Below are 11,547 nucleotides of genomic sequence, written 5' to 3'. Positions count from 1 at the left end.
CATGGCGAAGTTCGAACGTTCAACCATCCTGAAGAAGTTTCGCAACATGGCCGCCAAGGGCGAGCCGATCGTGGGCGGCGGCGCGGGCACCGGCCTATCGGCCAAATGCGAGGAAGCCGGCGGCGTCGACCTGATCGTGATCTACAATTCCGGCCGCTACCGCATGGCAGGACGCGGCTCCCTCGCCGGACTGATGCCCTATGGCGACGCCAACGCGATCGTGCTGGAGATGGCTGGCGAAGTGCTCCCCGTCGTCACCCGGACGCCGGTATTGGCGGGCGTCAACGGCACCGACCCGTTCCGCGACATGGACAGTTTTCTCGATCAGTTGAAGGCGCTCGGCTTTGCCGGCGTACAGAACTTTCCGACCGTCGGCCTGATCGACGGCGTGTTCCGTGCCAACCTCGAGGAAACCGGGATGTCCTATGCGTTGGAGATCGACATGATCGCCAAGGCGCGCGACAAGGACATGCTGACGACGCCCTATGTGTTCAGCGAGAGCGAAGCCGCGGCAATGGCGATCGCGGGCGCCGACATCATCGTCTGCCATCTCGGCCTGACCACCGGCGGCGCGATCGGTGCGCATACCGCGCCGAAGCTCGAAGACTGTCCGGAACAGATCGACACCTGGGCGGCAGCCGCGCTCAGCGTCAATCCGGACATTTTGGTTCTGGCCCATGGCGGCCCGATCGCCGAGCCCGCAGACGCCGACTTCATCATGAAACATACGCGCAAGTGCCACGGCTTCTACGGCGCCTCCTCGATGGAGCGCCTGCCGGTGGAGCGAGCGCTGACGGAACAGGTTCGCAAATTCAAGGCGATCGGCGCGCGGTAACGCCGAGACCAAAGGGAGGAAGAGATGTCGGGGACTCTGGTTGGCGAATTGATCCTCTGGCTGATCGTCGCGATCATCGTGATCGCCATTGTCGTCTATATCGTGAACTGGCTCTACCACCGATCGTCGAAGGAAGTGTCCTTCGTCCGCACCGGTCTCCTGGGCGAGCGCGTGGTGATCAACGGCGGCGCCTTCGTGCTGCCGTTCATTCACGACTACACGCCCGTCAACATGAACGTGCTGCCGATGGGGATCGTGCGGGCCAAGCATGACGCGGTGATTACCCGCGACCGCATGCGGATCGACATCGAGGCCGATTTTTACGTGCGCGTGCAGCCGACCCGTGAAGCCGTCGCGATCGCCGCCGCCACGCTCGGGCGGCGCACTCTCGAGCCGGAGCAGTTGCACGCCCTGCTTTCCGGCAAGTTCGTCTCCGCCATACGTTCAGTGGCCGCCGAAATGACCATGGAGCAGATGCACGAGCAGCGCGGCGAATATGTCGCGCGAGTGAAAGCTGCCGCTGCCGAAGCGCTGGCCCAGAACGGACTTGAACTCGAATCGGTTGCCATCACCGATCTCGACCAGACGGACCTCGAATATTTCAATCCGTCGAACCGCTTCGACGCCGAGGGCCTCACCCGGCTGATGGAGGACATCGAGGCCAAGCGCAAGCTGCGCAACGACATCGAACAGGATTCGATGATCAAGATCCGCGCCCGCAACCTCGATGCCGAGCGGCAGGCATTGGAGATCGAGCGCGAGAGCGAGACCGCCCGCCTCGAACAGGAACGCGACATCGAGATGCGCCGGGCGCTGCAGCGCACCGAAGTAGCTCGCGAGCGCGCGTTGCGCGAGACCGAAGCCGAGCAGGCGCAGATCGCCGCCCGCGAGGCGATCGAAAAGGCGCGCATCGCCAACGAGCTCGCCATTGCCGAAGCGCGGATCGCCTCCGAGCGCGAAACAAGGCACCGCGAGATCGAGCGCACGCGCGCCGTCGAGGAAAAGGAGCTGCTGGCGCGCGAGGAAATCGAAAAGGCCAAGATCGCCAATCAGCGCGCGGTCGATACCGCCCGCATCGCTTCCGAGCGAGAGGTGCGGCAGCGCGACATCGAGCGCACGCGGACCGTCGAGGAGGCCGAGATCACGGCACGCGAAGCAATCGAGAAGGCGCGCATCCAGCAGGACCGCGCCGTCACCGACGCGCGGATCGCCAACGAGGAAGAAACCCGCCGGCGCGAGATCGAGCGCACCCGCGCGGTCGAAGAAGCCGAGATCGCGGCGCGCGAGGCGACCGAAAAAGCGCGCATCGCCCAGACCACGATCGTCAACGTCGAACGCATTGCGTCCGACGAGCGCACCCGCGCGCTGGAAATCCAGCAGGTCCGCACGATCCAGGAAGCGGAGATCGAGGCGCAGAAGGCCGTGGAAGCCGCACGGATCGCACGCGAACGGACACTCGCAGCCGATCGGATCGCCGCCGAGCACACCACGCGCAAGCTGGAAATCGAGCGCAACCAGGCGCTCGAGGTCGCAGGTATCTCGGCGCGAGAGGCGACCGAAGCCTCCCGCATCGCCCAGGAAGAACGCGTTCGCTCGCTCGAAATCGCGCGCAACCGCGCCGTCGAGGAGGCCGATATCGCCTCGCGCGAAGCGATCGAGGCCGCCCGCATCTCCCAGGAGAAGGTCGTCGCCGCGCAGCGTATTCGGGCCGAACGAGAAACAAGGGGACTCGAGATCGAGCGTACCGAAGCCATCGAGGCCGCCGAACTCAAGCGGCGTGACGCGATCGAGCGGCGCCGCGTCGAGGTCGAACTGGCGCTCGAAGCCGAACGCATCGCCTCGTCCAGGACTCGCGAGGTGCTCAATATCGATCAGAAGAAAGCGGTCGAGATCGCCGACGAGGAGCGCGTGATTGCGCTCGCCGCCAAGCGCTCCGAGCGCATCGACGCCGACCGCCAGGTCAAGCAGGCCGAGATCAACGCGCGCAAGGAAGTCGAGACCACGGACGTCTCGCGTGAACAGGCGCTGGAGGCCGCCCGGCTGGCACGCCGGCGCGCGATCGAGCAGCTTGAAGTCGGCCGTGTCCAGGCGCTGCAGGAAGCCGAGATTGCTTCCCGCGAGGAAGTCGAGCGGGCGCGCATCGCCGCCGACCGCGGCCTCGACGAGGCCCGTATCGGCCGCGAGCGAGACTTGCGGAAACTCGAGGTCAATCGCGAGAAGGACGTCGAAACGGCGTTGATGGAAAAGGCGATCGCCCTGTACCAGAAATCGCTGGAGGAGTCCGCCGCCAAGGTGGCCGCCGAGGATGCGCGGGTGCGGGCGACCGAAGCGGCCGAGCGCGTCGTCACCGCGCGCGAAAGCGAGATCGCCAAACGACAAAAGACCGTCGAGGTGCTGCTGGCGGAGAAGCGGGCCGAGGAGACCCGTATCGCTGCCGACGCCGAACGCGTGCGCGCCGCGGTCGAAGCCGAGGCGCAGCGGCTGCTCAACGAGGCCGAGAACGTGCTCACCGACCAGGCGCGCTACTCGCTGTTCCGTCGCAAGCTGCTCGACCGTATCGAGGGCATCGTGCGCGAGAGCGTCAAGCCGATGGAGAAGATCGAGGGCATCCGCATCCTTCAGGTCGACGGCCTCAATGGAGCCGGCGGCGGTGGCAATGGCGGTCGCAGCGCCACCGACGAGGTGATCGACTCGGCGCTGCGCTACCGGGTGCAGGCGCCGCTGATCGACTCGATCCTTTCCGATATCGGCGTCGAGGGCGGCAGCCTTGCCAAGATGCCCGGCCTGATTCGCGAAGCGCGCGATATGCAGGGCATCAGGGACTCCGCGCGTAAGGGCGGCCAAGGGAAGCTTGAAGGCAAGTCCGAGGCGCCTCCTGCGGTCCCCGGCCCCGGCGAACCCGCCCCTGAACGCGGACCGCGCAAGAAAGGGTGAGCACGCGTCATGGCCCGGGTGTACGTTTCCACTGTCGTCAACGCCCGCAACGACCGCGTCTGGGCGCGCGTGCGCGACTTCAACGGGTTGCCGAACTGGCATCCCGCGATTGCGGAGAGCCGCATCGAGGGCGGCGAGCCCGCGGACAAGATCGGATGCGTGCGGGATTTTCGCCTGCGCAACGGCGATCGCATCCGCGAAAAGCTGCTCGGGCTCTCCGACTACGACATGTTCTGCACCTACTCCATCCTGGAGTCCCCGATGGGCGTGGAGAACTACGTCGCGACGCTGCGGCTGACGCCCGTGACCGACGGCGACCAGACCTTTCTGGAATGGACGGCCGAGTTCGACTGCGCGCCCGAGCGTGAGAACGAACTCGTCAGCAACATCGGGACCGGCGTGTTCCAGGGCGGCTTTGATGCGCTCAAGCGTGCCTTCGGAGGCTAGCGTGCCGCATATCGTCAAAAGCACGATCCTCGACGCGCCGACAATCGCGGTCTGGAATGTGCTGCGCGATTTCAACGGCCACGACCGCTGGCATCCTGAGGTCGCCACCAGCACGATCGAGCGCGCACAGGCCGCCGACAAGATCGGCTGCGTGCGCCGCTTCAAGCTGCAGGACGGCTCGGAGCTGCGCGAACAACTGCTCGCCCTGTCCGACCTCGAACAGACCTTTAGCTATTGCCTGCTCGATACGCCGATCCCGATGTTCAACTATGTCGCCCATGTCCGCCTGCTGCCGGTCACCGACGGTGACCGCACGTTTTGGCATTGGGAATCCAGGTTCACCACGCGGCCTGCCGATGCCGAGCGGCTGACGCAGATGGTCGCGGAACAGATCTATCAAGCCGGCTTCGACGCCATTCGCCGGCACCTGAAGGAGGCCGCATGAAAGCGGAGGTGAAGCCATGCCCGTCACGGTGAAGACATTCGCGAATTTTGGCGAGGCGGCGTCGGCATTGTCGTCCGACCGCAGCGCGCGCTATCTCGGCGGCGGCACGCTCGTCATGCGCGCCCTCAACGAGGGCGATGTCTCGATCTCCACCGTCGTGCGCGCGACCGACCTGGCGCTGACCCGCATCGACGTCGCAAGCTCGCGCGTCACGATCGGCGCCGGCGTCACTTTTGCGAGGATTCTGGCCGAGCGCGAACTCGCCTTTCTGCACGCGCCGGCGCGCTCGATCGGCGGGCCGGCCGTGCGCAACATGGGTACTGTGGGCGGCAATCTGTTCGCGCCCAGTCCCTACGGCGACTTCACCGTCGCCCTGCTGGCGCTCGACGCGACCGTCTCCGTCCAGGGCGGTCTTGGCGCCCGCGACATGCCAATCGAAGAGTTCCTGCAATCCCGCGAACGGCAGAGCGGCGCGCTGGTGCTGGCGGTCGCGTGTCAGCGGCCTGCAAGTGCCGACGCCTTCCGCTATCGCAAGATCGCCCGCATCAAGCCGAAGGGCGGTTCGGTGATTACGCTGGCGGCGCACCTGCCTTCGAGCGGCGGCCGCGTCTCAGGTGCGCGCATCGCGCTCGGCTCGATGGCCGCAACGCAAATTCGCGCAAGGGCCGCCGAGCGGGCGCTGGAGGGCCGCGCGCTTGACGACGCGGCGATCAACGCCGCTGCGGCAGTAGCCGCCGAAGGCGTGTCACCCTCAGATAATGCCCTTGGCAGCGCCTGGTATCGCCGCGAGATCGTTGGCGTTCATCTTCGCCGCCTGTTGTCCGGCCTGGAGTAAGCCTTCATGACCAAGACCGCCCTGCAATTTCGTCACAATGGCCGCGACGTCGCGCTATTTGTCGACGGCGGCGTCAATCTGCTGGTCGCGCTCCGCGAATCAATTGGCGACATGACGCCAAAATTCGGCTGCGGCCAGGGCGGCTGCGGCGCCTGCAGCGTGCTGATCGACGGCGAACTGCATCTCTCCTGCCTGACGCTGGCGGAAACCGTGAACGGCCGCGCCGTCGAAACGCTCGACGGGCTGAAGGACGGTCCCAACCTGCATCCGCTGCAGCGTGCCTTCATGGAGCAGTTCGCAGCCCAGTGCGGCTACTGCACGCCGGGCATGCTGATGGCAGCAAAAGCGCTGCTCGATCGCAATCCGTCGCCGACTCGCGCGGAAGTCATAGAGGCGATCTCCGGCAATATCTGCCGCTGCACCGGCTACGAGCCGATCATCAATGCCGTGCTCGCCGCCGCCACGAGCGGACGCGCCCGCGCCTAAAGGGAACGACCATGCTGGAACTGCGCAAGGACATCTTCGCCGACGAGCGCGACGATAATTTGAAGGAGATCGGGAAAGGCACGCAGCGCCAGGACATGCTCGGCCATGTTACGGGCACTTCGACCTATTTCGACGACCATAAGCTGCAGGGCATGCTGCATCTCAAAGTGCTGCGCAGCCCGCACGCGCACGCCCGACTGCGCCGCATCGATACGATGGAAGCGGAACGATCGCCCGGAGTGCGGCGCATCATTCGCGGTGCCGACGTGCCGCGCAACCTCAACACCCTGCTCAGCCTGATCAATTTCGGCAAGGACGACGAGCCGTCGCTCGCGGTCGACAAGGTGCGCTACAAGGGCGAGCCGATCGTCGCCATCGTTGCCGACAGCCCGCGCGAAGCCTACGAGGCGATGGCGAAAGTGCGCGTCGACTACGAGCCGGTGCCGGCGGTGTTCGACGTCGAGGAGGCTCTGAAGCCCGGCGCGCCCGTCGTCAACGAGACTTACCCCAAAAACACCTTCATCTATCACGACGTCTACGATCACCAGAAGCTGCGCTTCGGCGATGTCGAGCGCGGCTTCGCCGAGGCCGACCATTTGCTCGAGCAGCGCTACCAGATGTCGCCGATCGAGCATGCACCGACCGAGACCAACGGCTCGATCGCAGCCCCCGATACCAACGGCCGCTACGTCGTCTATACCTCGACGCAGGCGCTGTTCTTCTCGCTCGATACCTGCGCCAAGATCCTCGACGTACCCTCCAACACCTTCCACTTCATCGGCGGAACCGTCGGCGGCGGCTTCGGCGGCAAGGTCGACACCCTCACGGAGCCGCTTGCCATTCTCGGCGCGATGCTGACCGGACGCCCGGTGCGCTATCAGCTCGGCCGCGAAGAAGAGATGCAGTTCGGCTCGCCGCGCGGAGCCGAGCGCATCTACATCAAGGACGGCGTGATGCGCGACGGCCGCATCGTTGCGCGCAAGATCCGCGCCTATTTCGACAGCGGTGCCTATACAAGGCTTTCAAGCTACGCCGTCGTCAAATGCGTGGCCCACCTGCCCGGCCCCTATACGATCCCGAACGTCCACGGCGACGTCTACTGCGTGTTCACCAACCGGACGCCTGCTACCGCCATGCGCGGCTTCGGCGTCACGGCAATGGACTTTGCGCTCGAATGCCAGATGGACAAGCTCGCGCATCTCGTCGGCATCGACCCGATGGAGTTCCGCATCCTCAACGCCTATCGCGACGGCGACATGAAGGCGCACCGGCGCGAGGCCAAGAACACCGCGCTGATCGAATGCGTCCAGGTCGCCGCCGAGAAAGCAAAATGGCCGCTGCGCGAAGAGGTCAAACAGATGTCGTCGCGCAAGGATGGCGGCGGCAGCCGGGCAGTAATATCGCCGACGCCGCTTGAACCTGTTCTCCAACGCGCCGCGGCTGTGCAGCAGCGAACCACCTACGATCGGACACCGCCTGCAACGACCCAGCAACCGCCGCCCCCCACGCCGGCGCCGCCTCCCCCGAGGCCGCCGGCTCCGTCGCCGTCACACCGCGCCACCCGCTTCTCCTCCGTCTTCGGCACCAGGAGGCGCTGACCATGGCCAAGCATCGCGGACGCGGCATCGCCTCGATCAACTATCCGATCGGCATGAACCTTGGCGGCGACCCCAGCCAGGCGTTGGTGCATTCCAACCCCAGCGGCAAGTTCACGGTGTCGCTGTCATCAATCGACCTCGGCCAGGGCATGAAATCGGTGACGCGGCAGATTTGCGCCGAGACGCTCGGCGTGCCGGTCGAGGACGTCTATGTCGATACCGCCGATTCCGACACCGGACCGCACTGCATGGGCTCGTTCGCCTCGCGCGGCACGCATCGGGTCGGCAATGCGGTGATGGCGGCGGCGAAAGAGGCCCGCGGCGTCATGATGGAAGCTGCAGCGGAGGAATTGGAGGTCAACGCCACCGATCTCGAGACCGACGGTCGCGGCAATATCCGCGTCAAGGGCGCGCCGCATCGCTCGATCTCCACCAAGGATGTCGCGATTGCCGCGCAGTTCAAGCAGGGCAAGACGATATCGGGACGCGGCATCTTTCTGGTGCCGCTGTCCGAGGTGAACCCTGAGACCGGCGAGATGTCACCTGCGACTTGCTATGCGCACGCCTGCCTGGTCGCCGAGGTCGAGGTCGACGACGAGACCGGCGAGGTCGCGATGGTGCGCATGGACAGTGCATACGAACTCGGCCGCGCGCTCAATCCGCGGCTGGTGGAGCAGCAGCTCGTTGGCGGCGCGTGGATGGGAATCAGCCACGCGCTCTTTGAAACACCCGAACCCTATTATCCCGACCCGGCGCATGGTCCGCGCGATTTCGTCGAATATCTGATGCCCGGCCCCGGCGACACCTGTCCGCACGATATCGCAGTGCTGGAACGCCCTGCGGCCGACGGCCCGTTCGGCGCCAAGGGCCCTGGCGAGATGTGCGCAAACCCGGTGTTGCCCGCGGTCGCCAACGCCATCTTCAACGCGGTCGGCGTGCGGATGGATGAACTGCCGATCACGCCGGAGAAAGTCTTGCGGGCGATCAAAGCGCAGGGCGGCGCGCGGCCGCAAGCGCGGCGCTGAGGTCAGGCATGACGGTCCGCGGCAACATCGTCGGCATCGACAGCCCGGAGGCGCTCGAAAGGGCGCTGCGGACGGCGTACTACCTCGCCGACGAGGGCCTGGCGACGGCGTCCTATCTTGCGCTTGCGCTCGGCAAGCCGTTGCTGCTCGAAGGCGCGCCGGGTGTCGGAAAGACCGAAGCTGCAAAAGCCATCGCCGCCGTGCTCGGCCGCCGCCTGATCCGGCTGCAATGCTACGAGGGCATCGACGCATCAGCCGCGCTCTACGAGTGGAACTACCCGCGCCAGATGCTCGCGATCCGCCAGGCCGGCGAGGAGAGCATCGACATCTATGGCGAGACTTTTCTGATCGAGCGGCCGATGCTGGCCGCCTTGCGCGCGCCCGACTCCACCGTGCTGCTGATCGACGAAATTGACCGTGCCGACCAGGAGTTCGAAGCGTTTCTGCTCGAATTCCTCTCCGACTTCCAGATTTCGATTCCCGAACGCGGCACCGTCCGCGCCGCCGAGCGCCCCGTCGTCGTGCTGACCTCGAACCGCACCCGCGATCTGCACGAAGCGTTGCGCCGGCGCTGCGTCTATCACTGGATCGATTATCCCACCGCCGAGCGCGAAGCGCGTATCGTCATGATGCGGGCTTCCAGTGTCGCCGAAGCGACCGCGCGCGCGGTCGTCGCCGCCGTCGGCCGGTTGCGACGCGAACCATTGAGCAAGGCGCCAGGCATTGCCGAAGCTGTGGAATGGGCCGAAGCCGCCACACTGCTGCACGCGCGCGGCGCCCGCTGGCCGGACGCGTTCAAGCGCTCGATCGGGGTTGCACTGAAGGACGAGGAGGATCTCACCTTCATCTCCGGCCGGCTCGACGCCCTCATTGCGGAGGCTGCCGCGTGAGCGACGAACCTCAATTGCCACGTGCTGCCGGCGTCTTCGTGTCCTTTGTCGCTCTATTGCGCGCCAACGGTTTTGCCGTGGCGCCGGAACAGACGACTACGTTCCTGGCCGCCATCGAGTTGCTGGGTCCGCGCAGCCTCGAAGCCATTCGGCAGGCTGGATTGGCAACGCTCGCGCCGCCACCCGAGCGGCGCGCGACCTACGATCGGCTGTTCGACATCCATTTCCTCGGCAGCGAAGCGGTCGATCGTGCCGGCGCCGAAGATGAGGAAGTGGTTCGCGTGCAGGAGGAAGGCCGCGGCGAGGATGAAGCGTTGCTCGCCGATGAAGCTAACGAGTCGGGGCTTGCCGCGGCCCGCGCGGAAGCGCTGGTCGAACGCCGCTTCGCGCCAAGCCAAATTGGCGAGGCCTTGCGTCGGCTGTCACGCGAAGCCCCTGCCCGATTACCGCGTCGCCGCGGCCACCGGCGCATGCGCGCCCGCCGCGGACCGTGGGCGGATCTTCGCCGTACCTTGCGCGACAGCGTGCGCAACGATGGCGAAGTGCTGCGGCTCGGCCGGCTGAAGCGGCGCACCCGTCCGCGCAAGGTGCTGCTCTTGATCGACGTCTCGGGTTCGATGAAAGGGCGCACGGACGACAATATGAAGCTCGCCCATACCGTGGTGCATGCGGCTCCCAACGTCGAGGTATTCACCTTCGGCACAAGGCTCACCCGCGTGACGCGCGCGCTCCGTCTCAAGCGCCGCGAGCAGGCGCTGTTCGCCGCCGCGCATCTGGTCAGCGATTGGGACGGCGGCACCCGCATCGGCGATGCGCTGCAGGCGTTCCTGGCGGTACCGCGGTTCGGCAGCTATGCGCGCGGCGCCGCCGTCGTCATCCTCTCCGACGGCCTCGAACGTGGCGATCCCTCGGCGCTACGCGACGCGGTGGCAAAACTATCGCGGCGCGCCTGGCGCCTGAGCTGGCTGACGCCGCTGGCGTCAGGCCCCGGCTTTCAGCCGCAGACCGAAGCGCTGATCGCGATCCGCCGTTTTGTGGACGATCTGGTCGATGGCGGATCCACGGCTGCGATCGTTTCGCATGTACTCTCGCTTGGACAAAGGAAGGCCGCGTGACCGAAATCGTCGATGCCCATCACCACATCTGGCGTCAGGCCGACCTGCCGTGGCTGGTTGGCCCGATGCAGCCGCGCATCTTCGGCCCCTACGAGCCGATCCGGCGCGACTATCCGATCCAGGAATATCTCGCTGACCTCGCAGGTTCCGGCGTAACGCGTTCGGTCTATGTGCAGACCAACTGGGCCAACGACCGTTTCGAGGATGAAACGGCCTGGGTGCAAGAGACCGCAAAGGACCATGGCTGGCCGCACGCCATCGTCTCCTATGCCAATTTCAACGTCGACGATGTCCGCCCGCAACTCGACCGTTTGGCCCGCTATCCCCTCGTGCGGGGCGTGCGCATGCAACTGCACTGGCACGACAACCCGCTTTATCGTTTTGCGGCGCGGCCCGACCTCTGCGCCGATCCAAAGATCCGGCGCAACATCACGCATCTCGCCCACTATGGTTTCAGCTTCGATCTGCAGGTGTTTGCGCCGCAGATGGCCGATGCCGCGGGTCTCGCCGAAGCGTGTCCCGATGTGACCTTCATCCTGCAGCACGCCGGCATGCCGGAAGACCTCTCGCCGCAAGGCCGATCCGCGTGGCGCGCCGGGATGACCCGACTTGCGGCCTGTCCGAACGTCGTCTCAAAACTGTCCGGCCTCGGCACGTTCATCCACCGCAACGACCCTGCGCATGTAGCCGGTGTTCTCACCGAGACGGTCGCGATCTTCGGTGCCGACCGCTGCCTGTTCGGCTCCAATTTTCCGATCGAAAAACTCTGGACAACTTATCGTGAACTGATCGACGCCTATCTCGCCGCGACGGCTTCGCTTCGCGCCGATCAAAGCGATGCCATTCTGAGAACGACGGCCGCGCGCGTCTATCGGCTGGGAGCGTGAGCGATGACGGCGCACGCGCAGACCGCCAATTAAAAGAACGTGGGAGGGAA

General features: G+C 65.8%; 11 protein-coding genes. All 11 read left to right on the top strand.

Going from position 1 to position 11,547, the window contains the following annotated elements; all coding sequences use genetic code 11:
• The first annotated feature begins 1 nt into the window (after nucleotide 1).
• From V1278_RS10570 to V1278_RS10520, 11 genes are read left to right on the top strand one after another with little or no spacing between them, the layout of a single operon-like run.
• On the top strand, nucleotides 2-835 hold the full coding sequence (locus V1278_RS10570; protein ID WP_334364705.1) for a phosphoenolpyruvate hydrolase family protein: 834 nt from the start codon (nucleotides 2-4) through the stop codon (nucleotides 833-835).
• Between the two features lie 24 nt (nucleotides 836-859).
• Nucleotides 860-3,769 carry a flotillin family protein gene (locus V1278_RS10565; RefSeq protein ID WP_334380659.1) on the top strand — a complete coding sequence of 970 codons (2,910 nt, stop codon included), beginning with the start codon at nucleotides 860-862 and terminating at the stop codon, nucleotides 3,767-3,769.
• Nucleotides 3,770-3,778: 9 nt separating this feature from the next.
• Complete coding sequence (locus V1278_RS10560; RefSeq protein ID WP_057842976.1) at nucleotides 3,779-4,216, top strand: SRPBCC family protein; 438 nt, start codon at nucleotides 3,779-3,781, stop codon at nucleotides 4,214-4,216.
• A gap of 1 nt (nucleotide 4,217) precedes the next feature.
• The gene (locus tag V1278_RS10555) at nucleotides 4,218-4,661 is read left to right on the top strand and encodes an SRPBCC family protein (RefSeq protein WP_213289246.1); all 444 of its coding nucleotides are present in this window, start codon (nucleotides 4,218-4,220) and stop codon (nucleotides 4,659-4,661) included.
• 16 nt (nucleotides 4,662-4,677) lie between these two features.
• Nucleotides 4,678-5,496, top strand: coding sequence for an FAD binding domain-containing protein (locus tag V1278_RS10550; RefSeq protein ID WP_334364707.1), 819 nt, complete (start codon nucleotides 4,678-4,680; stop codon nucleotides 5,494-5,496).
• A 6-nt stretch (nucleotides 5,497-5,502) separates the two neighbouring features.
• On the top strand, nucleotides 5,503-5,982 hold the full coding sequence (locus V1278_RS10545; RefSeq protein WP_334380658.1) for a (2Fe-2S)-binding protein: 480 nt from the start codon (nucleotides 5,503-5,505) through the stop codon (nucleotides 5,980-5,982).
• 11 nt (nucleotides 5,983-5,993) lie between these two features.
• A complete protein-coding gene (locus tag V1278_RS10540) occupies nucleotides 5,994-7,580 on the top strand; it encodes a xanthine dehydrogenase family protein molybdopterin-binding subunit (protein ID WP_334380656.1) in 1,587 nt (528 codons plus the stop codon).
• Nucleotides 7,581-7,582: 2 nt separating this feature from the next.
• Nucleotides 7,583-8,605: a xanthine dehydrogenase family protein molybdopterin-binding subunit gene (locus V1278_RS10535; RefSeq protein WP_334380655.1), complete on the top strand. Its 1,023-nt coding sequence runs from the start codon at nucleotides 7,583-7,585 to the stop codon at nucleotides 8,603-8,605.
• Between the two features lie 8 nt (nucleotides 8,606-8,613).
• The gene (locus tag V1278_RS10530; protein WP_334380654.1) at nucleotides 8,614-9,495 is read left to right on the top strand and encodes an AAA family ATPase; all 882 of its coding nucleotides are present in this window, start codon (nucleotides 8,614-8,616) and stop codon (nucleotides 9,493-9,495) included.
• The gene (locus V1278_RS10525; protein WP_334380653.1) at nucleotides 9,492-10,610 is read left to right on the top strand and encodes a vWA domain-containing protein; all 1,119 of its coding nucleotides are present in this window, start codon (nucleotides 9,492-9,494) and stop codon (nucleotides 10,608-10,610) included. The genes V1278_RS10530 and V1278_RS10525 overlap by 4 nt, the downstream gene beginning before the upstream one ends.
• Nucleotides 10,607-11,497, top strand: a complete 891-nt coding sequence (locus V1278_RS10520) for an amidohydrolase family protein (protein WP_334380652.1) — start codon at nucleotides 10,607-10,609, stop codon at nucleotides 11,495-11,497. Before V1278_RS10525 ends, V1278_RS10520 begins: the two co-directional genes overlap by 4 nt.
• Nucleotides 11,498-11,547 lie beyond the last annotated feature (50 nt).

It is taken from the genome of Bradyrhizobium sp. AZCC 1577 (assembly GCF_036924575.1).
Taxonomy (GTDB): Bacteria; Pseudomonadota; Alphaproteobacteria; order Rhizobiales; family Xanthobacteraceae; genus Bradyrhizobium.
This window is presented reverse-complemented; position numbering and strand designations above follow the sequence as displayed.